Origin of the sequence: Rhodococcus sp. 05-2256-B1, assembly GCF_002258465.1 — a bacterium.
Taxonomy (GTDB): domain Bacteria; phylum Actinomycetota; class Actinomycetes; order Mycobacteriales; family Mycobacteriaceae; genus Rhodococcoides; species Rhodococcoides fascians.
Genome location: NZ_NOZA01000026.1, coordinates 58205 through 80081 on the forward strand (window position 1 = coordinate 58205; position 21877 = coordinate 80081).

Annotated in this window: 24 protein-coding genes and 4 tRNA genes; 17 read left to right on the forward strand and 11 right to left on the reverse strand. The window is 65.0% G+C overall.

Annotation, left to right across the window (positions count from 1 at the left end; genetic code table 11):
* Positions 1-25: 25 nt before the first annotated feature.
* The 3 genes from CH285_RS13685 to CH285_RS13695 are packed head-to-tail and all read right to left on the reverse strand — an operon-like array spanning position 26 to position 3759.
* Positions 26-1303, reverse strand: a complete 1278-nt coding sequence (locus CH285_RS13685; RefSeq protein WP_205912393.1) for a glycosyltransferase family 87 protein — start codon at positions 1301-1303, stop codon at positions 26-28.
* A gap of 47 nt (positions 1304-1350) precedes the next feature.
* Positions 1351-2925, reverse strand: coding sequence for an alpha/beta fold hydrolase (locus CH285_RS13690; protein ID WP_045841772.1), 1575 nt, complete (start codon positions 2923-2925; stop codon positions 1351-1353).
* Positions 2926-2973: 48 nt separating this feature from the next.
* A complete protein-coding gene (locus CH285_RS13695) occupies positions 2974-3759 on the reverse strand; it encodes a pyrimidine reductase family protein (protein ID WP_032370461.1) in 786 nt (261 codons plus the stop codon).
* A gap of 34 nt (positions 3760-3793) precedes the next feature.
* On the opposite strand from CH285_RS13695, the gene zapE reads away from it, so the two are divergent.
* Positions 3794-4807 carry a cell division protein ZapE gene (zapE, locus tag CH285_RS13700; protein WP_027496929.1) on the forward strand — a complete coding sequence of 338 codons (1014 nt, stop codon included), beginning with the start codon at positions 3794-3796 and terminating at the stop codon, positions 4805-4807.
* Positions 4808-4828: 21 nt separating this feature from the next.
* Here zapE and CH285_RS13705 read toward each other — a convergent pair whose 3' ends face one another.
* From CH285_RS13705 to CH285_RS13730, 7 genes are all read right to left on the reverse strand, one after another.
* Positions 4829-5356, reverse strand: a complete 528-nt coding sequence (locus CH285_RS13705) for a GNAT family N-acetyltransferase (RefSeq protein ID WP_255032312.1) — start codon at positions 5354-5356, stop codon at positions 4829-4831.
* Entirely contained in the window at positions 5353-5805 is a 453-nt protein-coding gene (locus CH285_RS28420; RefSeq protein WP_032382104.1) for a hypothetical protein, read from the reverse strand. Before CH285_RS28420 ends, CH285_RS13705 begins: the two co-directional genes overlap by 4 nt.
* Before the next feature lie 17 nt (positions 5806-5822).
* Positions 5823-6530 carry an alpha/beta hydrolase family protein gene (locus tag CH285_RS13710; protein ID WP_094660337.1) on the reverse strand — a complete coding sequence of 236 codons (708 nt, stop codon included), beginning with the start codon at positions 6528-6530 and terminating at the stop codon, positions 5823-5825.
* Positions 6523-6873: a hypothetical protein gene (locus CH285_RS13715; protein ID WP_094643167.1), complete on the reverse strand. Its 351-nt coding sequence runs from the start codon at positions 6871-6873 to the stop codon at positions 6523-6525. The genes CH285_RS13710 and CH285_RS13715 overlap by 8 nt, the downstream gene beginning before the upstream one ends.
* A 126-nt stretch (positions 6874-6999) precedes the next feature.
* A tRNA-Val gene (locus CH285_RS13720) sits at positions 7000-7074 on the reverse strand.
* A gap of 38 nt (positions 7075-7112) precedes the next feature.
* A tRNA-Cys gene (locus CH285_RS13725) sits at positions 7113-7183 on the reverse strand.
* Between the two features lie 17 nt (positions 7184-7200).
* A tRNA-Gly gene (locus CH285_RS13730) sits at positions 7201-7272 on the reverse strand.
* 265 nt (positions 7273-7537) lie between these two features.
* Here CH285_RS13730 and CH285_RS13735 point away from each other — a divergent pair.
* The 9 genes from CH285_RS13735 to pdxS all read left to right on the forward strand — a co-directional run bounded on the left by CH285_RS13735 (position 7538) and on the right by pdxS (position 15739).
* Positions 7538-7609, forward strand: a tRNA-Val gene (locus CH285_RS13735).
* Positions 7610-7756: 147 nt separating this feature from the next.
* Entirely contained in the window at positions 7757-8149 is a 393-nt protein-coding gene (locus CH285_RS13740) for a TIGR02611 family protein (protein ID WP_094621941.1), read from the forward strand.
* 101 nt (positions 8150-8250) lie between these two features.
* On the forward strand, positions 8251-10311 hold the full coding sequence (gene thrS / locus CH285_RS13745; RefSeq protein ID WP_094643168.1) for a threonine--tRNA ligase: 2061 nt from the start codon (positions 8251-8253) through the stop codon (positions 10309-10311).
* A 1-nt stretch (position 10312) separates the two neighbouring features.
* On the forward strand, positions 10313-10867 hold the full coding sequence (locus tag CH285_RS13750) for an HIT family protein (protein ID WP_032365076.1): 555 nt from the start codon (positions 10313-10315) through the stop codon (positions 10865-10867).
* A gap of 25 nt (positions 10868-10892) precedes the next feature.
* Complete coding sequence (gene pgsA, locus CH285_RS13755) at positions 10893-11576, forward strand: phosphatidylinositol phosphate synthase (RefSeq protein ID WP_027496936.1); 684 nt, start codon at positions 10893-10895, stop codon at positions 11574-11576.
* The gene (locus tag CH285_RS13760) at positions 11573-12478 is read left to right on the forward strand and encodes a phosphatidylinositol mannoside acyltransferase (protein WP_032372505.1); all 906 of its coding nucleotides are present in this window, start codon (positions 11573-11575) and stop codon (positions 12476-12478) included. Before pgsA ends, CH285_RS13760 begins: the two co-directional genes overlap by 4 nt.
* Positions 12475-13599 carry a glycosyltransferase family 4 protein gene (locus CH285_RS13765; protein ID WP_027496938.1) on the forward strand — a complete coding sequence of 375 codons (1125 nt, stop codon included), beginning with the start codon at positions 12475-12477 and terminating at the stop codon, positions 13597-13599. The genes CH285_RS13760 and CH285_RS13765 overlap by 4 nt, the downstream gene beginning before the upstream one ends.
* Entirely contained in the window at positions 13599-14624 is a 1026-nt protein-coding gene (locus CH285_RS13770) for an NUDIX hydrolase (RefSeq protein WP_032365079.1), read from the forward strand. Before CH285_RS13765 ends, CH285_RS13770 begins: the two co-directional genes overlap by 1 nt.
* Before the next feature lie 239 nt (positions 14625-14863).
* Positions 14864-15739 carry a pyridoxal 5'-phosphate synthase lyase subunit PdxS gene (gene pdxS / locus CH285_RS13775; RefSeq protein ID WP_094652899.1) on the forward strand — a complete coding sequence of 292 codons (876 nt, stop codon included), beginning with the start codon at positions 14864-14866 and terminating at the stop codon, positions 15737-15739.
* 22 nt (positions 15740-15761) lie between these two features.
* Here pdxS and CH285_RS13780 read toward each other — a convergent pair whose 3' ends face one another.
* Entirely contained in the window at positions 15762-16415 is a 654-nt protein-coding gene (locus CH285_RS13780; protein WP_230073520.1) for a hypothetical protein, read from the reverse strand.
* Between the two features lie 40 nt (positions 16416-16455).
* On the opposite strand from CH285_RS13780, the gene CH285_RS13785 reads away from it, so the two are divergent.
* The 7 genes from CH285_RS13785 (at position 16456) to yajC (ending at position 21726) form a co-directional block, all read left to right on the forward strand.
* A complete protein-coding gene (locus tag CH285_RS13785; RefSeq protein ID WP_027496942.1) occupies positions 16456-17307 on the forward strand; it encodes an acyl-CoA thioesterase in 852 nt (283 codons plus the stop codon).
* The gene (pdxT, locus tag CH285_RS13790) at positions 17304-17906 is read left to right on the forward strand and encodes a pyridoxal 5'-phosphate synthase glutaminase subunit PdxT (protein ID WP_027496943.1); all 603 of its coding nucleotides are present in this window, start codon (positions 17304-17306) and stop codon (positions 17904-17906) included. Before CH285_RS13785 ends, pdxT begins: the two co-directional genes overlap by 4 nt.
* Before the next feature lie 88 nt (positions 17907-17994).
* A complete protein-coding gene (locus CH285_RS13795) occupies positions 17995-18753 on the forward strand; it encodes a YebC/PmpR family DNA-binding transcriptional regulator (protein WP_027496944.1) in 759 nt (252 codons plus the stop codon).
* A gap of 106 nt (positions 18754-18859) precedes the next feature.
* Positions 18860-19477 carry a crossover junction endodeoxyribonuclease RuvC gene (gene ruvC, locus CH285_RS13800; protein WP_032370470.1) on the forward strand — a complete coding sequence of 206 codons (618 nt, stop codon included), beginning with the start codon at positions 18860-18862 and terminating at the stop codon, positions 19475-19477.
* Positions 19474-20079: a Holliday junction branch migration protein RuvA gene (ruvA, locus tag CH285_RS13805; protein ID WP_027496945.1), complete on the forward strand. Its 606-nt coding sequence runs from the start codon at positions 19474-19476 to the stop codon at positions 20077-20079. The genes ruvC and ruvA overlap by 4 nt, the downstream gene beginning before the upstream one ends.
* Before the next feature lie 54 nt (positions 20080-20133).
* Positions 20134-21162, forward strand: a complete 1029-nt coding sequence (gene ruvB, locus CH285_RS13810; RefSeq protein ID WP_045841916.1) for a Holliday junction branch migration DNA helicase RuvB — start codon at positions 20134-20136, stop codon at positions 21160-21162.
* A gap of 138 nt (positions 21163-21300) precedes the next feature.
* Positions 21301-21726, forward strand: a complete 426-nt coding sequence (yajC, locus tag CH285_RS13815; protein WP_032370471.1) for a preprotein translocase subunit YajC — start codon at positions 21301-21303, stop codon at positions 21724-21726.
* The last annotated feature ends 151 nt before the right edge of the window (positions 21727-21877 follow it).

A 21877-nucleotide genomic window follows, 5' to 3' on the forward strand; every position in this document is an offset into this window, starting at 1 on the left:
TGACACGCTAATACGATTTGCCGGGTTATGCCGTTTTCGCTGGTGACGCGGTCGGTAACAGGTAGCTGGGCTCGATTCCCTCGTCGAGCCGTCCCTCTGTTCTCGCGGCGAACCAGCGTCCGACGAGCACTCCGAAGATCACGACGATCAGCAGCGCCCAACCGAAGGTGGTGCGGAGATAGTCGAGGGCCCGTCCGGTTTCGATCCACCGTCCGGACAACCAACGATCGGCGTTCATGAACCCGTAGATCGCGAGCCAGGCCGGCCAGTTCCGGAGTAGCGAGTTCCTGAGCACGACCGTCATGAGCAACGGGAACAGCATCATCGAGTAGTACATCTGGCCCAGTGAGCCCAGCAGCCAGTGCGCGGTGAGGATCAGGCCGGAGGTGGTGGCGAAGAAGAACAGTCGATCTTCTCGGCAGTACCGGTAGAGCAACCACAGCGAGACCAACACCATGATGCCCAGGACGGCGCGGATGCCGAGGGTCAGGAACTCGGGCACTCCGTAGTAACGGCCGTTGCCGACGACAGCGCTGTTGAAGTAGTCACGCGTCTGCAGCAGGTACGGCAGCGTCCGATCGATGAAATTCATGGGATCGACGGACAACGGCCAGGCGATGGCCATCATCACCACCGGGATGGCGATCGAGGTGATGAACACCTTCCACTGTCTCGTCATCAGGGGGAGCAGCAGCAGTGGTGCGAGCATCGGCTTGATCGCCAGGGTCAAGCCCATCGCGACACCGGCGGACAAATCCTTGCGCTGCAACAGGAATCCGAGAAACGCCACTTCGCCGAGGAGTACGAAACCGTTGAAGTTGGTGAACACCAGTGTGTTCGTCACCGTCTCGCTGACGAAGGCAGCCAGGAGCAGGGCGGGTGCAGCCACCGAGTCCAACCGGAAGCCGAAGATGCGCAGCAGGATGTACAGCGCGACGAGGATGGCCACGGTGCTGGCAAGGATGAACAGCCAGCGAGAGCGCTCCGGGTCGATGATGGCGATGGGGGAGAGCAGCATCGTCGCGCTCGGCTGGTACAGGTAATGAGGATCGACCGAATCGAAGTTCGCGGTGTACACCGGCTGCCGGTTGAGGAACGCGAGAGCTGCGTTGTACACCGGGTTGAAGTCGTTGGTGACATCGCCGTTGACCGCCCTGATCACCACCCGATGCACGACGGTCATGATGGCGATCGGCCAGAGCGCGTACTTGATTACTTCGGCGGTGGTCCGCCCGGTACGCGGCTCCAGAAAGCTAAGTGACACCCGCGAACGGTACCCGAGACGGTCGGTGCGGCCGTTCAGGACACCCCGCGGGGCCCGTGTCTTTCGCGACCCTCCGAGGAGTCGAGTCAGGCCGGACAGACGGTGCCGTCGGTCGGAAGCGTCGTGTCTCGGGCGTAGGTGACAGCAGCACTCTGCAGGCACTGCGACCCGCCGATGCTCGGATGCCCGCTGCCCTGCCAGGCGGCCGACGCGACGGCGGCACCCGTCGCACCGATCAGGCCGGTGACCGAGGACAGGCCGCCGTTGCCGACGATCGGGTCGCCGGCGTTGGACAGCACCAGGACCGGAACGTCCAGCGAGGTGGGCAGTGGGACGGAGGGAGCTGTCGGCCAGGACGAGCACAGCAATGCCGTCAGGGCAGCGTCGGTTCCGTAGATCGGGTAGCGGTCGGTCCACCCCGGCGCCAGGTCGCGGACGCCCTGCGGAGATGGCCACTGCTGCCCGTCCGTGCAGCGGGCGACGAACTGGCCGTCGGTGCTGTACGCCGCCCGGCCTCGTTCGGCGAGCGCTGCGAGCGCAGTCGTGTCGGAGGCGGCGGCAGCGGAGAGCGTCGAGGACAGATCTCTCGCCCGCGTCGACGCGTCTCCCGCGGTCGAGGCCAGCGCAAAGGTGATCGCGTCGAGAATTTCGTGTGTGGACAGCGGTGCGAATTCGCCGCCGGCGGCGCGCTTGATCAACTGTGCCACTGCGGCCGTCGGGTCACTTCCGAGCGAGCAGTTCAGCGCGACGCAACGCTGTGCGAAGGCAGCGAACGCCGCTTCCTTGCCCTGAGTTCGCTGCTCGGCGAGCGTTGCCTGGTCGGCGTTGACGCCCGTCGGCGAATCGAGGATCAGGCGCGCGACGTTGTCGGGAAACTTCGCGGCGTAGGCCATGGCGGTGAGAGAACCGTTTCCCGCTCCGATCAGGCCGATCCGGTCCACGCCCCACAACTGTCGAAGCCGATCGAGATCGTCCGCGGCGTACCCGGTGCCGAAGGCGAGCTCCTGCGGCTGCAGGGTGTCGGTGCATTCGATGGTGGCGTCTCGTCCGGCGTCGACCGCGCGGTCGACGGAGTCCGAGTCGGATCTGGAGAACTGTCCCAGGGCATCGACGGCAGCCTTGGTAGGCGCCTGGGGTGTGTCGTCGATGCAGTCCACGGCCGTCGAGCGTCCGATGCCGCGGCGATCCACGGCAACGATCGGATGTGCCTCGAGCAGCGTGGCGAGTGGGCCGGCGGCCATCGTGGCCAAGGTTGCGATGGACGAACGATCCGAACCGGACGTGAACACCAGGGGCCCGGCATCGACGGGTGTCCGGTCGAGCGTGGCCCGAAGCGCCCCGACGGCGAAGGTGCCGAACATCTGACCGCTGGCGTCGACATCGGCCTCGTATTCACCGCATTCGAGCGTCAGGCCCGGCGTGGTGGCGGTGAGCCCGAACATTCCGAGGGTGGCCGAGGTGCACTCGGACCAATCGAGGTCGGTGGTCGGAACAGCGAGTGCAGCCGGTTCGGGCGGGGTTTCGGGCGACGACTCGGCGGGCTGACCGGGCGAGCGCTGCTCCACCGCCACTTCGGGACGGATCGACGGGCCGCCTCCACAGGCCGCGCAGACCGTGGCGACGAGGAGTACTGCGGCGAGCAACGAACGTTTCTGCGTCACGGTGCGAGGCTATCTACTTATGCTTCGCTGCCGCGCCCGCGTCTCTCGTCACGGCCGCACCCAGCGGGTCAACAGCGTGCCGTCGGTGTCGCCGAGCACGAGTGCGCGCTGCATGGACGTATCGGCGGCGTGTGCGGCATGGGCGATGCGGCCGGCAGGCCCACTGATCACCTTCGGTGAGATCGTCAGGCACACGTCGTCCGCCGCCCCGTCGGACACCAGCTGACCGAACAGTCCTGGTCCGCCCTCGCACAGCACGCGACCGAACCCGAGCTGGGACAGAGACTCGACAATGTCGGTGGTCGACACCGATTCGCCGGACACCTCGAGCACCGTCGCCCCGGCCGTCCGGAGTTCGCCTACCGCAGAGCGGTCCGCCGCGGCGGACGTGAGCACCACCGGCATCACCGCTGTGTCCGTCAGTAGGCGAGACCGCGCATCGATGGAGCCGGAGGCGGTGACGACCACGATGGTCGGCACCGATTCCTGACCGTTCGCCTGCCGGCGAGAGATGACATCGGGAGACAGGGCGACCCCGCCGTAGTTCTCTCCGCGCACGGTGCCGGCGCCGACGAGCACCGCATCGCACAGCTCACGCAGGATGCCGAACAACCGGGTGTCTGCCGGGGTGCCCAATCCGGCCGAGGCACCGTCGGAGGTGACGGACCCGTCGATACTGGAGACGAAATTGGTACGGATCCACGGTCGGCCCACATCGGTCGGGTAGGCATACAGCGATCGCAGACCGTCGTCGTCCACTTCCGTTCCGATGGCGGGGAGCGCTGCGGCGGCCTGCTCCGATGTGAAGTAGGTCCCAATATCGAGAAGCTGCATGAGTCACATGAGACCACGTCGTTACGCTCGATCAATGCCCGCACGCCTTGTCGACCGAAATCCCGTGGTCCCCTCCGATCAGCTGATCGCGCAGATGGTTCCGCCGGCGATGTTCGACGACGTCAGCTTCTCCTCGTACATTCCCGATCCCAAGGAGCCGACGCAGGCCGCTGCAGTCGCGAAAGCCGAGGAATTCGCGAACAAGGTGCAGAAGATTCGCGGCAAGGGCAAGCGCGGACTGTTCGGTAAGAAGACCCCGGCCACCGGTGCGGGGCTCTACCTCGACGGCGGCTTCGGCGTCGGTAAGACCCACTTGCTGGCCTCGATCTATCACAGCGTCCCCGAACCGAAGGCGTTCGGCACGTTCGTGGAGTTGACGCACGTCGTCGGTGCATTGGGCTTCAACAAGGCTCTCGAAGAGCTCTCGAACCACAGTGTTCTGTGCATCGACGAGTTCGAGCTCGACGATCCGGGCGACACGATGTTGGTCTCGCGACTGCTGTCGGAGCTCTCGCAGCGCGGCGTGTCCATCGTGGCGACGTCGAACACCCTGCCCGGCCAGCTCGGCGAAGGCCGCTTCGCAGCCGAGGACTTCCTGCGGGAGATCAAGAAGCTCGGTTCGATCTTCGAGTCCGTCCGCGTCGACGGTCCCGATTACCGGCACCGCGATCTGCCGCCGGCCCCGGAGCCGACGTCGGAGGGCGAGCTCATCGAGCGTGCCGACGGTATCGAGGGCGCGACCTTGGACGACTTCGACGACCTGCTGGCGCACCTGAGCACGCTGCACCCGTCGCGCTACGGCAAATTGTTGGACGGTATTCCCGCGGTGTTCCTGAAGAACGTTCACCCGGCTTCCGATCAGGCAATTGCGTTGCGACTGGTCGTCCTCGCCGACCGCCTGTACGACGCGGGTATTCCGGTGACGGCCTCGGGTGGCAAGCTCGACGAGATCTTCACCGAGGAGATGCTCGCGGGTGGTTACCGGAAGAAGTACCTCCGTGCGACGTCCCGTCTGCTCGCACTGTCTCGTTTCGCTGCCGTCGGCTGACCTGCCTCGGTCGAGGCAGGCTCAGAGCTGCACCTGCATGACGTAGTCGTCGTGCGTCCGGTCGCCGACGACGAACGTCTTGGTGCCGGCTGTCTCGAATCCGTGCTTGGCATAGAACTTCTGGGCGCGGACGTTCTGTTGGTTGACGCCCAGCCACGCCCCTCGGCAGCCATGCCGACGAGCACTGTCCAGCGCCGACGTCATCAGGCGCGCTGCGACTCCGCCGCCGTGTTCGGTGGGTCGGACGTACAGCTTGCTGATCTCTACCGTCGGCTCGTGGGACAGCGCCGAGCGGATGCCGGAGTCGGTGGGAGTGCCGAACACCAGCATCGCGTATCCGAGTACCTGTGCCTCGGCCGACTCGTCGAGCAGTACGGTCCGGTTCGGGTCGACGATGTACGTCTCGAAGTGCTTGGCAGACAACACGTTCGAGATGAAAGTCTCGATATCACCGGGTTGCGTTCCCGGTGGGCAGGCCAACGGGAAGGTCAGTGCGGCCAGGTCGGCGACTCGGTGCGCATCCGCCGGGCCCGCCTCACGAACGCTCACAGCTGATCGACGGCATTCTTCGCGTCCCGCAACGACAGCCCTGTTCGATCGCGCAGCAGCTTGATCGCCGCAATCGCTTTGCCTTCCGATTTGAGTGCCGTCAATCGGGGGAGGAGGTCGTCCCATCGCACGGGACCCGAACTCGCTGCATCGAGAATGGTCGACGGGGGAGGAAACGGTGCTCCGCGTTGCATCGTCTCGATTGCGTTCTTGGCATCGAGCAATCCGGCACCGGTTCGATCACGGAAGACCTTGATGGCCTGAATCTTCTTGTCGGCGGCCAACAATTGGTGAATTTCGGCTCGCGCACCGTCGTCCAGTCCTACCAGTTTCGAGCTCTGGGACGTGGCACGCGATCTGTCCGGCTTTCGACGCGCGAGGAACCAGGCCGCGAGCACCGCGGTATCGACGAGGACCAGCGCAACGATGAACCATCCCCAGGTCGGCATAACGTCAGTACACCACTTCAGCGTGACGGGTCGAAGAGCGGGACGACGCCCGGCCGATCGGCGGGCAGCGACTCGAACAGTGAGACAGCAGCATCGAGAGTCCGCTGCGCTGCGTCGTACTTCGCCGGTGCGAGATCGTGGCCTGCACCGTCGATGTCGATCAGCAGTGTGGGCGCGGGAACCAGCGCGAACGCCGCCCCGAGTTCTTCGGTGGTAGCGAACGGATCCTTGGTGCCGTGCAGCACAACAGTGGGGGTACGTAGGTCGGGCAGATGGTGGGTCCGAAGCTTGTCGGGCTTTCCCGGTGGGTGCAGGGGATAGGACGTCAGCACCAGACCGTCCACGAGACCCGGCTGCTCCGACGCGATCATCGATCCCTGCCTGCCGCCGTACGAATGCCCGCCGAACACGACGAACCCGTCGGTTTCCGCGCGCAGTCGATCGACGGCCGCGGCGATCCCCATCCGGTCCTCCTCGGAACGGGAGGGATGCGGAGGACCCTTGGCCTTGCGGACTCGGAACGGGAGGTCGAACCGCAACACCGTGAAGCCGGCCGCCGCCCACACCGACGCAATGTTCTGTAGGAGCACCGACCCGCAGTTGCCGCCCGCACCGTGAGTGAGAGCGAGCCCTCCGCGCGACGGGATCGGCGGCGTGTGAAGAAACGCGACGCCCCCGCCGAGTTCGATGTCGGCGGGGGCGTCGGGAACGTCGTGTTCAGCCATCGGTCGAGGACGTTACCTTTTCGTCGCTGCCGGCGTGATGGGTGTCCGTGCTGTCTGTTTCGGAGCTGTCGGATGCATCCTGATCGTCGGCATCCACCATCTCACCGTTGTCGTCGACCATGTCGGCAAAGGCTGTACCCGCGACGGTGCCGTTGGTTCCGGGGAGAGCCACAGTGGGCCGAGCGCCGGGTCGGTATCGGTCGTCGAGTCCCTCGACCGATTTCTTCGCTTCTTCGAGTGTGGCGTCGTCGACCTGAGGCTCTTCGCTGTCGGTCGCGTTACCGGGGCCGGCCGTGTCGGTGGGTGTTTCGTCCGTGGGTGCACTGCGAGCATCGTCCGACACGTGAGTGTCCTTCCATCGAAGTGTGTGCGTCGTCTCCACTGTGCACTTCTATGGCGTGAATCACCACCGAGACTGGGTAAGCCACAAAAAAGGACCCCCTCGAAAGGGGGTCCTTTGTTCTGACTGTGGTGCGCGATACTGGGATTGAACCAGTGACCTCTTCCGTGTCAGGGAAGCGCTCTCCCGCTGAGCTAATCGCGCATGTCCTCGCATCGGCCTTCACAACCGATGCACTAGCGAGGTGGAGACGGGAATCGAACCCGTGTGCACGGCTTTGCAGGCCGTTGCCTCACCACTCGGCCACTCCACCATGGGTCGAGACCCTCGAGCGGATGACGGGATTCGAACCCGCGACCCTCACCTTGGCAAGGTGATGCGCTACCACTGCGCCACATCCGCATACCCCGGAGGCAATCACTGCTGGGCAGTTGCTGTCTCCGTGGTGCGGGGAAAACATTAACCCAACGGGAGTGAAACTCACAAATCTCGTGGTCAGCCCCAGAATTCGGGTCTCTGGCGGCTGTGAACCGTGTGAAAGATGGGGTCGGGCCGGGTCCGGGGGAGCGAGGTCTGCGCTCGATGCAGGCGTCGAATGCGACATCGACGAGCCGGAGCAGGCGATTCGATCCACTGCGACACCTCGTGTTAATGTTTTGCCTCGTTCGGTCCCGTGGCTCAGTGGAAGAGCGTCCGCTTCACACGCGGAAGGTCGCTGGTTCGATCCCAGCCGGGACCACAGAGGAAGAAAGCCCGCACCGCTTGTCGGTGCGGGCTTTTTGGTGTTCCGTCCCGGTAATCTGACCCGGTGAGCACCGACGGATACACGTCCCGCGAGGCGGACGGCAAGACCAGCACAGCGGACTCGAGTGGTCCGGCAGAACAGCTGGCGAAGAAGCATCGACGGTTTCGGTCTCGCATCGCCGAGAACAAGTCGCTCGATCTCGCCTACCGGATCACTGTCGGTGTCGTCGGAGCTCTGGTGTTGGCGTTGGGTGTGCTGGCCATTCCGTACCCCGGCCCCGGCTGGCTGATCGTGTTCGCAGGACTGGGCATCCTGGCCTCGGAGTTCGAGTGGGCCAAGGGCGCGCTGCGCTTCGTCCGCAAGAGGTACGACGCGTTCATGGCCTGGTTCTCGAAGCAGTCGATCGTCGTCAAGGGACTCGGCGTGTTGTTCACGACGGTCGTCGTGCTCGCAACACTGTGGCTTCTGGGCACTTTCGCGCTGGTCGGAGGTTGGTTCGGCCTCGACTGGACCTGGCTCGAGAGTCCCTTGTGACGCACGCGCCGCGCTGAGGGCCGCGCGGTGGCCCGTTGCCGATAGGCTGTCGGAGGCCTTCCTGGCCAGATGAACCGATCGAGGAGTACATCGCTGTGAGCATGCCCGTTGTCGCCGCCGTCTTGCCCGCCCGCATCTCGGTGCAGGCAGGAACGACCGCAGGTACGGCGCTACGCGATACCGGTCTGCCGAACAAGGGTCCCGACGCGATCGTCGTCGTGCGAGATCCGGAGGGCAAGCTCCGTGATCTGTCGTGGGCTCCCGACTCCGATACCGAGGTCGAGCCCGTGCCGGCGAACACCGAGGACGGGCGAAGCGTCATCAGGCATTCGGCTGCGCACGTTCTTGCTCAGGCCGTTCAGGAACTCTTCCCCGATGCCAAGCTGGGCATCGGACCGTTCATCAAGGACGGCTTCTACTACGACTTCGACGTGAAGCAGCCGTTCACCCCAGAGGATCTGACTGCGCTCGAGAAGAAGATGAAGCAGATCGTCAAGGCCGGGCAGCGGTTCTCGCGTCGGGTATACGAATCGGTGGATCAGGCCCGGGAAGAGTTGGCGAACGAGCCCTACAAACTCGAACTGATCGACGACAAGTCCGGGATCGACGATCCCGAGGTCATGGAAGTCGGCGGGGGAGAGCTCACCGCGTACGACAACCTCAATCCCCGTACCGGTGAACGCATCTGGGGCGATCTGTGCCGCGGCCCGCACATCCCCACCACCAAGTACGTGCCGGCGTTCAAGCTCACCCGCAGCTCGGCTGCGTACTGGCGGGGCAACCAGGACAATGCCGATCTGCAACGCATCTACGGCACCGCGTGGGAGTCCACCGAGGCGCTCGATGCGCATCTCGAGTTGCTCGCCGAAGCCGAACGTCGTGATCACCGCAAGCTCGGTTCCGAGTTGGACCTGTTCAGCTTTCCCGACGAACTGGGTTCCGGTCTTCCGGTGTTCCACCCCAAGGGCGGCGTGATCCGCAACGAACTCGAGAACTACTCACGTCAGCGCCACATCGAAGAGGGCTACGAGTTCGTCAACACCCCGCACATCACCAAGGGCCATCTGTACGAGGTGTCCGGTCACCTCGATTGGTACCGGGACGGCATGTTCCCGGCGATGCACCTGGATGCCGAACTCGACGAGAACGGCGACGTGCGCAAGCCCGGCCAGGATTACTACCTCAAGCCGATGAACTGCCCGATGCACAATCTGATCTTCCGCTCCCGCGGCCGCTCGTACCGTGAACTGCCGCTGCGCTTGTTCGAGTTCGGCTCGGTTTATCGCTACGAGAAGTCCGGCGTCATCCACGGTCTGACCCGAGTGCGCGGCATGACCCAGGACGACGCGCACATCTTCTGCACTCGCGAACAGATGCGCGGCGAGCTCACCAGCACCCTCGAATTCGTTCTCGGGCTGCTCAAGGACTACGGACTCGACGACTTCTACCTCGAACTGTCGACTCGTAATCCGGAGAAGTCCGTCGGCAGCGACGAGGTCTGGGAAGAGGCCACCAACACCCTCGCCGAGGTGGCCGCGGCGTCGGGTCTCGATCTGGTGCCCGACCCGGGCGGTGCCGCGTTCTACGGTCCGAAGATCTCGGTGCAGGCGAAGGATGCGCTCGGCCGCACCTGGCAGATGTCGACCATTCAGCTCGACTTCAACCTGCCCGAGCGTTTCGAGCTCGAGTACACCGGTTCCGGTGGTACCAAGGAGCGCCCGGTGATGATTCACCGTGCCCTGTTCGGATCCATCGAGCGGTTCTTCGGTGTGCTGACCGAGCACTACGCCGGTGCTTTCCCGGCCTGGCTGGCGCCCGTGCAGGTCGTCGGAATTCCGGTGGCCGAGGTGCATCAGGACCACCTCTTCGCGGTGGTGAAGGAACTGAAGAAGCGCGGAGTCAGGGCCGAGGTCGACGCGAGCGACGACCGAATGCAGAAGAAGATCTTCAATCAGACAGCGCAGAAGGTCCCGTTCATGCTGCTGGCCGGCGAGCGCGACGTCGAAGCAGGTGCCGTCAGCTTCCGATTCCGGGACGGCACTCAGGTCAACGGGGTTCCGGTGGCGGAGGCCGTGACCGTGATCACCGAGTGGATCGCCGCGCGCAACAACGCATCACCGACCGCCGAACTCGTGCAGACCAGTACCGCCGGAGTGAGCTGACATGGAAGAACACGACGAGTCGATCGTTGCCACCGGTGCCGGTGAACCGGATCGGCTGCAGCGCTTGTGGACTCCCCATCGGATGTCGTACATCGCCGAGGCCCCACAGGGTTCGGCGGAGGGTTCGGTGAAGTCGACCGAGCCGTTCTCCGACATCCCGAAGATGACGGACGAGGACGGACTGGTCGTCGCGCGCGGCGAATCGGTGTATGCCGTACTCAACCTGTACCCGTACAACCCCGGCCACACGATGATCGTGCCGTACCGACGTGTCGCGGCGCTCGAGGATCTCACGCCCGCCGAGAGCTCGGAGCTGATGGCGTTCACGCAGAAGATGATTCGCGTGATCAAGCGAGTGTCGAGCCCGCACGGTTTCAATGTCGGCCTCAACCTCGGGGCGGCTGCAGGCGGTTCGCTGGCCGAGCACCTGCACCAGCACATCGTGCCGCGGTGGGGTGGTGACGCGAACTTCATCACGGTGATCGGCGGTGCCAAGGTGATGCCGCAACTGCTCCGCGACACTCGGGCCCTGCTTGCCTCGGCCTGGAACGAATGAACCACCGGCAAGGGGAGAGTGCGGCGTGCTGAGCATCTTCGGCCGTGCGCCGGTCTCGAAGTTGACGGCCCCGTTGGGCCGCGCGCTCAACAGCACCGGCCTGACTCCGGACTCGGTGACAATCATCGGCACGGTCGTCACCGTGACCGCTGCGGTGACGATGTTCCCTGCCGGCTACCTGTGGTGGGGCTCGATCGTCATCACCCTGTTCGTTCTGTTCGACATGCTCGACGGCGCGATGGCTCGCGCACGCGGAGGCGGCACCAAGTACGGTGCCGTTCTCGACGCGACGTGCGACCGCGTTGCGGACGGCGCGATCTTCGGCGGCTTGGCCTGGTGGGCCGTGTATTCCGAGAACGACAAGCTACTGCTCGTTGCCACTCTCGTCTGCCTGGTCACCTCGCAGGTCATCTCGTACGCCAAAGCGCGCGCCGAGGCCAGCGGCCTGTCCGCGGACGGTGGTTGGATCGAACGACCCGACCGCCTCGTCATCGTTCTGGTCGGGGCCGGGCTCACCGGTGTCGGAAGACATTTCGACATACCGTGGCTGGACAGTCTCATCTATCCCGCAATGTGGATTCTTGCCGCGCTGAGCATCGTGACCGTGTTCCAACGAGTGCTCGCCGTCCGCGGATCCGAGGGTGCCCGCGACATCATCGTGCCGCCGGCTCCATCGGTCTCCGACGACGGCGGTGTGGAGCCGACATGAATCTGTCGGAACGCGCGTCCGACGCCGGGTACGCCGCGGGGTGGCGTCTCGTCCGGTCGTTACCCGAGGGTGTCGCCCGTCGGTTGTTCGACCGCGGTGCCGACTTCGCCTCGTCCCGTAACGGCGGCCCGGATCAGCTGCGCCGCAATCTCGCTCGGGTGCTGGGGACCACGGCGGAGCAGGTCCCGGATGACCTGATCCGAGAGAGTGTTCGCTCCTACGCCCGGTACTGGCGTGAGGCATTCCGGCTGCCGTCGATGGACCTGGCCGCTCAGGCGGCCGTCATCGATCGATGCGTGTACGGCAAGGAACATCTCGAAGCGGCGCTCGGTGCCGGCAAGGGAGTGGTGCTCGCACTACCGCACAGCGGCAACTGGGACATGGCCGGAATGTGGTTGGTACGGACGCACGGTGGCCTCTCGACCGTGGCCGAGAGGCTAAAGCCGGAGTCGCTGTACCAACGCTTCGTGGCGTATCGCGAGAGCCTGGGATTCGAGATCTTTCCGCTCAGCGGCGGCGAGCAACCGCCCCTGCTCGCGTTGTCCGACAGACTGCGCCAGAACAAGGTGGTCTGCCTGCTCGGCGAACGAGACCTGGCCAAGCACGGAGTACCGGTGACCTTCTTCGGGGAACCGACACGAATGCCGGCAGGTGCGGCCAAGCTCGCCATCGACACCGGTGCCACGCTGCTCCCGGTACACGGCTACTTCGACGGCGACGGTTGGGGATTCGACATCTCGCCCGCGGTGGACGTCTCGCAGGGAGTAGCCGCTGCGACTCAGACGGTTGCGGATCATTTCGCCGCCGGAATCCGCGCTCATCCCGCCGATTGGCACATGCTGCAGCCGCTGTGGATGAGCGACTGGTCGGCAGAGCGCCGGGCCCGAATCGAGGGCACATGAGAATCGGCATGGTGTGCCCGTACTCGTTCGACGTGCCGGGCGGAGTGCAGGCCCACGTCCAGCAGTTGGCCGAGGTCTTCATCGAGCGCGGTCACCGGGTCAGCGTTCTGGCTCCCGCCTCGGACGGCGTCGAGCTCCCCGAATTCGTGGTGTCGGCCGGAGAAGCCTTGGCCATTCCGTACAACGGGTCGGTCGCCCGGCTGCGATTCGGCCCGGTGACGTACTCACGGATCCGAAAGTGGATCTCGGAGAACGACTTCGACGTGCTGCACATTCACGAGCCCAATGCGCCGAGTCTGTCGATGCTCGCACTCAAGGCCGCGGACGGCCCGATCGTGGCCACGTTCCACACATCCACCACCAAGTCTCTCGTGCTCAGCACGTTCCAGGGCGTGCTGCGGCCCTATCACGAGAAGATCAGCGGTCGGATCGCCGTGTCCGAGTTGGCGCGGCGATGGCAGGTCGAGGCGCTCGGGTCCGATGCGGTCGAAATTCCGAACGGAGTCGACGTGCCGGCGTTCGCCGACGCAGACGTGCTCGACGGCTATCCGCGTCCGGGCCGGACAGTGCTGTTCCTGGGCCGCTTCGACGAACCGCGCAAGGGAATGGCCGTGCTGCTGGGCGCGCTACCGGCCCTCGTCGAATCTCACCCCGACATCGAAATTCTCATCGTCGGCAGGGGCGACGAGGACAAGCTTCGCAAGGAAGCAGGCGCGCTGGCCTCGCATCTGACCTTCCTCGGCCAGGTGGACGACGCCACGAAGGCTTCCGCGATGCGTAGCGCCGACGTGTATTGCGCCCCCAACCTCGGCGGCGAAAGCTTCGGCATCGTTCTGGTGGAGGCGATGGCAGCCGGAACCCCCGTGGTGGCAAGCGAACTGGACGCTTTCCGTCGGGTCCTACGCGACGGCGCATGTGGCCTGCTGGTTCCGATCGACGATTCCGCGGCCCTCGCGGCAGCCGTCACCTCCATTCTGTCCGACGACGCCGTCCGCGAGCGTCTCGTCGACGCCGCCTCGGCGGCCGTGTCCACGTACGACTGGCCTGTTGTCGCCGAGCAGATCCTGCGCGTGTACGAGACGGTCACCCTCGGCGGGCAGAAAGTGCGAGCCGCGAGCTGATGACACTGTCTGCCGTCACCATCCTGGTTCTCGGACTGATCGCGGTTCTGATCCTCGTCGTCGGGCTGTGGGCCTACGGAACCGCCAACCGACTCGATCGGCTCCACGTTCGCACAGACCTCGCCTGGCAGGCCCTCGACGCCGCACTCGCGCGCCGAGCCGTCGTCGCGCGAGCCGTGTCGGCCGCCACCCGGGGCTCGGTGTCGTCGAGCAAAGAGCTTGCTGCACTGGCAGATCGAGCCGAACGCGCCGACCGGTCGCAGCGGGAGGAAGCGGAGAACGCGGTGTCCATGGCACTCGCCGTTGTCGAACCGGCTGCGCTGCCACCACAACTGGTCGCCGAACTCGCCGACGCCGAAGCACGCGTGTTGATCGCACGACGCTTCCACAACGACGCCGTCCGAGACACCCTCGCTCTGCGGGTTCGCCGTCCGGTGCGGTGGCTGCATCTCGGCGGCACCGCGGCCCTGCCGTCGTACTTCGAGATCGCGGAGCGCTCGGCCGCGGCAACGTTCGGTAGTGAGACTCGGGCGACGCCGCGTACCTCTGCGCGGGTGGTGTTGCTCGACGAGCGTGGCCGTGTCCTGCTCCTGCGTGGACACGACCCCACGGTGCCCGAGACGTTTTTCTGGTTCACCATCGGAGGTGCGGTCGAGAAGGGAGAGTCCCTTCGCGAGGCAGCGGTACGCGAAGTGCACGAGGAGACCGGCCTGACCGTCGACGCGTCCGACCTGCGCGGACCGCTGTGGCGTCGAGTTGCGACCTTCCCGTTCAACGGAACGTTGATCCGGTCCGAGGAACTGTTCTTCGCGCATCGGACGCAGGAGTTCGAGCCCGAGAGTGCCGGGTTCACGGACTTCGAGAGACGAACCGTCACCGGGCATCGCTGGTGTACCGAGGCAGACATCCGGGCGCTGAGTGCGGTCGGCGAAAACGTGTACCCACAGGATCTGGCCGAACTTCTCGACGAGGTCAACGTAGCGCTCGCGCGACGCGGCGACCCGGACGTCAGGGCCATCCGCTGACAATCTGGACCTTTCCGACCAGTCCAGCAATCGTCAAGTGGTTATGGGAAACGACGCGGTAGCGGCCTACAGTTCTGGGCGCGTCGCCGCGCCGGCCCGCCCCTTCGCGGGCAGGGCCGCGGCTCTGCGCGAAGATCCGGACTGCCGAGAACACAGGAGTTGGCTTGAGTACCCCACACGCCCCCAATTCGCCCGCTGCTTCCACTGGATCCGCTGACGGCGGGTCCAACGAGAACGGAATCGGCACCGCTCGCGTCAAGCGAGGTATGGCCGAGATGCTCAAGGGCGGCGTCATCATGGACGTGGTCACCGCAGACCAGGCGAAGATCGCCGAGGATGCCGGTGCCGTTGCCGTCATGGCGCTCGAGCGCGTTCCCGCCGACATCCGCGCGCAGGGCGGGGTGTCGCGGATGAGCGATCCGGACATGATCGACAGCATCATCTCCTCGGTCAGCATTCCGGTGATGGCCAAGGCCCGCATCGGGCACTTCGTCGAGGCGCAGATCCTGCAGAGCCTGGGTGTCGACTACATCGACGAGTCCGAGGTCCTCACCCCGGCCGACTATGCCAATCACATCGACAAGTGGAATTTCACCGTTCCGTTCGTGTGTGGTGCCACCAACCTGGGTGAAGCACTGCGTCGAATCACCGAGGGCGCAGCCATGATTCGCTCCAAGGGCGAGGCCGGCACCGGCGACGTCTCGAACGCGACGACCCACATGCGCAAGATTCGCGACGAGATTCGTCGTCTCACATCACTTCCCGAAGACGAGCTCTACGTCGCGGCGAAGGAATTGCAGGCTCCGTACGATCTCGTCGTCGAGATCGCCCGTGCCGGAAAGCTGCCCGTCACGTTGTTCACCGCCGGCGGTATCGCCACCCCGGCCGACGCAGCGATGATGATGCAACTCGGTGCCGAGGGAGTGTTCGTCGGATCGGGAATCTTCAAGTCCGGCAACCCGAAAGAACGTGCCGAGGCAATCGTCAAGGCCACTACCTTCTTCGACGACCCGGATGTCCTCGCCAAGGTCTCCCGTGGACTCGGCGAGGCGATGGTCGGCATCAACGTCGACGACCTGCCCGTCGCACACCGTCTCGCCGAGCGCGGTTGGTGACCGTCCTCTTCCGGTTGCGTAGCTACTGACTGCGTTCCAGTGCCGGTCGGTCCGGATGGTCCCACCGGACCGCGAAGTCCGGCCGCTCGGCGTACTCGTCGATCGAGTCGTAGTACTCGAGCAGTGCCGTGCAGGTCCATTGGTCGGCCGTGTCGGTTCTCCGACGCAGCGCACCCTCGGACAACCGCAACTGCACTCGAAGATCGACGTCCAGTCCTCGGCCCAGCAGCATCGGGCCGGCAATCAGGACTATGTGATTCGGCGCGGCCTCGACGGTACGAGCGCGGGCGGATCGATCGGTTGCCTCATCCCACAGACGCGGCAGATAGTGACCTCGGCCACCGGCACGCAGCGGCGCGATGACCTCGCGGATTACGGCATCGTAGTCGAACCACACAGTGCGGTAGCTCAATTCGTCCGTTCGCGAATACTCGAATCGAATGGACGCCGGCCGGACGTAATCGTGCAGGTCGACGACGTCGGCACGCCTGCCCTGTGCGCGGGCGTGTTCGGCTGTGCGAGAGGCGAAGTCGACCGGCTTCGCGGCGTCGGCACCGTCGACGACAACGATCGTTCGCGACTCGGCGGGGCACGCATCGACGATCGACCTGGTCAGAAGATCGGGAAATATCGGTATCGGTTGACCCACACCGACCATCTTGCCTGGTCCACTCATTGTTAGCCTGAGCCGTTGTCACAGAAAGGTGGACACAGCCATGGCCAGCATCGAGGACATTCTCGAATTGGAACGAATCGAGAACGACATCTATCGGGGACGCACGTTCCCGAGCCGGCTGCCGCGGACGTTCGGCGGCCAGGTTGCCGGCCAGGCGCTCGTCGCGGCCGTGCGCACCGTGGCACCCGAGTTCCGCGTGCATTCGCTGCACGGCTACTTTCTTCGGCCGGGTAACCCGAACGAGCCGGCCGTGTTCATGGTCGATCGTATTCGGGACGGCCGGTCGTTCTGCACTCGTCGAGTGACCGGAATTCAGCACGGCAAGGCCATCTTCACGATGTCCGCCTCGTTCCACGGCGACGACGACGGGATCTCCCATCAGGACCTCATGCCCGAGGTGGTCGGACCGGAATCGTTGCCCGACCCGACCACTCTGGCGGAGTACGACACCTCCTACTACAAGGAGTGGTCCGAATGGGACATCCGTCTCATTCCCGACGATCAGACCGTCAAGCATCCCAGTTTCGCTGCGCAGCAACGGGTCTGGTTCAGGTACCGCGACACGCTGCCCGACGATCAGGTGTTCCATGTCTGCGCGCTCGCCTACATGAGCGACATGACGCTCATCGGATCGGCCAAGGTGCCGCACCCGGACGCCGTCACGCAGACGGCCTCCCTCGATCACGCGCTGTGGTTCCTCAGGCCGTTCCGAGCGGACGAATGGCTGCTCTACGACCAGACGTCGCCGTCCGCTGATTTCGGACGAGCACTGGCACAGGGGCGAATCTTCGACATCTCCGGTCGTATGGTCGCCGCCGTCGTCCAAGAGGGACTGATGCGCTTCGAGCGGGACACCTCGAAGCCACACGTCGATCCCTTCGGATTGAAGTGACGCCGCCGACGATCGGCGTACTCGCACTGCAGGGCGATGTTCGCGAGCACTTGGCCGCACTGGAGTCGAGCGGTGCGCACGGAATCACCGTGCGGAGGCCGGACGAACTCGCCCGAATCGACGGGTTGATCATTCCCGGCGGCGAATCCACGACGATGAGCACTCTGCTCGGTGTATTCGATCTGCTCGGGCCGCTGCGCGCTCGTCTGGCCGAGGGTATGCCCGCGTACGGATCGTGCGCGGGGATGATCCTGTTGGCGTCGGACATTCTCGACACCAGGCCCGACGCGGAACACCTCGACGGTCTCGATATCACCGTGCGCCGCAACGCTTTCGGCCGACAGGTCGACTCGTTCGAGACCGATCTCGAATTCGCCGAGATCGAGGGCGGACCGATGCGCGCAGTGTTCATTCGTGCGCCTTGGGTCGAGCGTGTCGGTGCGGACGTCGAAGTACTCGCCACCGTCCCGAACGGGCCAGCTGCGGGCCGCGTGGTTGCCGTGCGGCAGAACCGAGTGCTGGCCACCAGCTTCCATCCCGAGGTCACCGGAGACGATCGAGTGCACCGACTCTTCGTGGACATGGTGCGCAGCGCGTAGAAACCCGTAATCGCCGGTTGGGGCGGAGCGATGACACGGGCGAGTAAAGTCGACAACACCGAATTCGAGCAGGAAGGGGCTCTATCGCATGAGCGGCCACTCAAAATGGGCCACCACCAAGCACAAGAAGGCGGTGATCGACGCCCGACGCGGCAAGTCGTTTGCCAAGCTCATCAAGAACATCGAGGTGGCGGCCCGCACGGGTGGTGGTGACCCCACGGGCAACCCGACGCTCTACGACGCCATCCAGAAGGCGAAGAAGACGTCGGTTCCCAACGACAACATCGAACGTGCGCGCAAGCGCGGAGCCGGCGAAGAAGCGGGCGGAGCCGACTGGCAGACCATCATGTACGAGGGTTACGGCCCCAACGGTGTCGCCATCCTCATCGAGTGCCTCACCGACAACCGCAATCGTGCAGCAGGCGAGGTTCGAGTAGCAATGACTCGAAACGGCGGAAACATGGCCGATCCGGGTTCGGTGTCCTACCTCTTCTCACGCAAAGGCGTCGTGACGCTCGAGAAGAACGGACAGAGCGAGGACGACGTGTTGATGGCGGTTCTCGAGGCCGGTGCCGAGGAAGTGAACGACAACGGCGACACGTTCGAGATCGTCAGTGAGCCGACCGATTTGATCGCAGTGCGTACCGCACTGCAGGACGCGGGCATCGACTACGACTCCGCGGAGGCGAGCTTCCAGGCTTCGGTCAACGTCCCGGTGGACGCGGACGGAGCGCGCAAGGTCTTCAAGCTGATCGACGCCCTCGAAGACAGCGACGACGTGCAGAACGTCTGGTCCAACGTCGACCTGTCGGACGAGGTCATGGCCGAACTGGACGACGAGGACTGACCCGGTCCTTTTGCTCACGGTGATCGACCGGGTGTCGTAGCCCTGATCCGTCGGTGCGCTCCGCTACGCTATCGAACAACAGTTCGTAAGCGGAAGGTGTGGTGGCGTGCGGGTGATGGGTGTCGACCCCGGTCTCACCAGGTGTGGGCTCAGTTTGATCGAGGGAGGCGTCGGTCGCACAGTCGTCGCTCTCGACGTGGATGTGGTCCGGACTCCCGCCGACATGGATCTCGCGCAGCGTCTGCTGCGGATATCCGAAGCAGCGGAATACTGGCTCGATACACACAAGCCGTCGGTCGTGGCGATCGAGCGAGTGTTCGCTCAGCACAACGTACGGACGGCCATGGGCACCGCGCAGGCAGGCGGCGTCATCGCACTGGCTGCGGCCCGGCGCGGTATCGACGTCTGCTTCCACACTCCCAGTGAGGTGAAGGCAGCCGTCACCGGCAACGGTTCGGCCGACAAGGCGCAGGTCACCGCCATGGTCATGCGCATTCTCGGGCTGCAGACCGCGCCGACTCCCGCTGATGCCGCAGATGCTTTGGCTCTGGGTATCTGTCACTGCTGGCGCGCCCCGATGATCGCCCGGATGGCCAAAGCCGAGGCGATGGCCGCCGAACAGAAGCGCAAGTACGACGCGCGTCTGGCCGAGGAACGCAAAGCTCGCGCCGCCGTGGCGCGCAAAATCGAGAAACTGGCCAAGAAGGAGGCGGGCGCACGGTGATCGCATCCATTCGCGGGTCGGTGATCGACATCGCTCTCGATCACGCAGTACTCGAGGCGGCCGGTGTCGGATATCGCGTCAATGCCACACCGGCGACGTTGGCGACGCTGCATCGGGGGAGCGAGTCCACTCTGCTCACCACCATGATCGTTCGCGAGGACTCGCAAACGCTGTACGGGTTTCCCGACAAGGAATCACGTGAGCTGTTCGAGCTGCTGCTCACGGTTTCCGGAGTCGGGCCACGAATTGCGATGGCCACACTTGCGGTACACGAACCCGACTCCCTGCGAACAGCTTTGGCGGACAGCGACATCGGGGCCCTCACCAGAGTTCCCGGTATCGGCAAGCGCGGGGCCGAGAGGATGGTGGTCGAGCTGCGAGACAAGGTCGACGCCGTTGTCGGCCGCGCCGGCAGTTCCGCGGTGCCCGGTTCCGGGGCCGGCAACTCGATGCGCGATCAGATCGTCGAAGCCCTGATCGGTCTCGGATTTCCGGCGAAGCAGGCCGAGGAGGCCACCGACGCGGTACTCGCACAGCAGCCCGAGGCCACGACGTCCACCGCACTGCGGGCCGCGTTGGCGTACCTCGGTAAGTCCAGGTAGGTCGGCGTGACCGAGGACGACGAGTTCGGGGAATCCCAGGTCGGTGCGGAGGCCATGTCCGACGACCTCGACATCGAGACCAGTCTGCGTCCGAAGAACCTCACCGATTTCATCGGTCAGCCTCGGGTGCGTGAGCAACTGCAGCTGGTGCTCTCGGGGGCGAAGATGCGCGGCGGCACCCCCGATCACATCCTGATGTCGGGTCCGCCCGGCCTGGGAAAGACCAGCATGGCGATGATCATCGCCGCGGAACTCGGCACGTCACTGCGGTTGACCTCCGGGCCCGCCCTCGAGCGTGCGGGCGATCTGGCCGCGATGCTCAGCAACCTCGTCGAAGGGGACGTGCTGTTCATCGACGAGATTCATCGGATCGCCCGGCCGGCCGAGGAAATGTTGTATCTGGCCATGGAGGACTTCCGTGTCGACGTGATCGTCGGCAAGGGGCCGGGAGCGACATCCATTCCCTTGGAGGTCGCCCCGTTCACTCTCGTCGGTGCGACCACCCGGTCCGGCGCGCTCACCGGACCGCTGCGCGACCGCTTCGGGTTCGTGGCGCACATGGATTTCTACGAGCCGAGTGAACTCGAACGAATTCTGATGCGATCCGCCGGGATTCTGGGTGTCCCCATCGACCGTGACGGCTGCGCCGAGATCGCAGGACGCTCGCGTGGCACACCCCGAATCGCGAACCGACTGCTGCGCCGAGTTCGCGACTACGCGGACGTGCGCGGGGACGGCACCGTCACCCAGGACACCGCCAAGGCCGCGCTCGTGGTCTACGACGTGGACAAGCTCGGACTGGATCGCCTCGACCGTGCCGTCCTCAGCGCGCTGATCCGAAGTTTCGGCGGGGGACCGGTGGGAGTGTCCACTCTCGCTGTCGCCGTCGGCGAGGAGCCCTCGACGGTCGAGGAAGTGTGTGAGCCGTTCCTGGTACGGGCCGGGATGATCGCCCGCACGCCGCGCGGTCGCGTCGCCACCGCCGCCGCCTGGCACCACCTCGGTCTCACCCCACCGCCGGACCTCGCAGTCGGGGGAATTTCGGTGCGATCGGCCGAGGTCCAGCAGGGATTATTCGAGTGAAACGGCCGCAACACGAGACGAACGGACCGAGCGGGCCACAGGTGATGGCACACTGGGTAGCTGCGAGGCCCGCACCAGCGATGTTCTCGCACGAGACAATGACGATTATCGAACCGAACTTCGAGGACTGACCTTCCGATGGATTTGCTGTTTCCGCTGCTGATCGTGGCCCTTCTGGTACCGCTGTTTCTCAACGCGCGCCGACAGAAGAAGGTGCTGGCCAAGACCACGGAAATGCAGGACTCGCTGAAGGTCGGCGACGAGGTCGTCACCACCGCAGGCCTGTATGCACGAGTGGTCCTGGTCGAGGACGACACGATCGACCTCGAGATCGCCGACGGCGTCATCACGACGTGGTCACGCGCCGTCGTGCGTGAGGTTCTGCCCGACGACACCGAGTTCGACGACGGCGAGTTGGACGAGAACACCTTCGATTCGGTGCCCGGCGCCGGCACCGCCGCGGTCGGCCCCACCGAGCCGGCAGCTCCGTCGCTGCACAAGGACGTCGGGAACCCCGCCGACGAAACCGTCGAGCAGACGACGAAGCGCCTCGAAAAAGAGTGACGTAACGAAGATCCGAACCGCTGTCGGAGACACAATCCGGCAGCGGTTTCGTCTGCGGTGAGCGTCGTGGTGCACAATCGCACCGCCCGCCGCTGACACAACGAGGCACGAGCCAACAGGAACAGACACTTTTCCACCGCCCAGAGGAGAA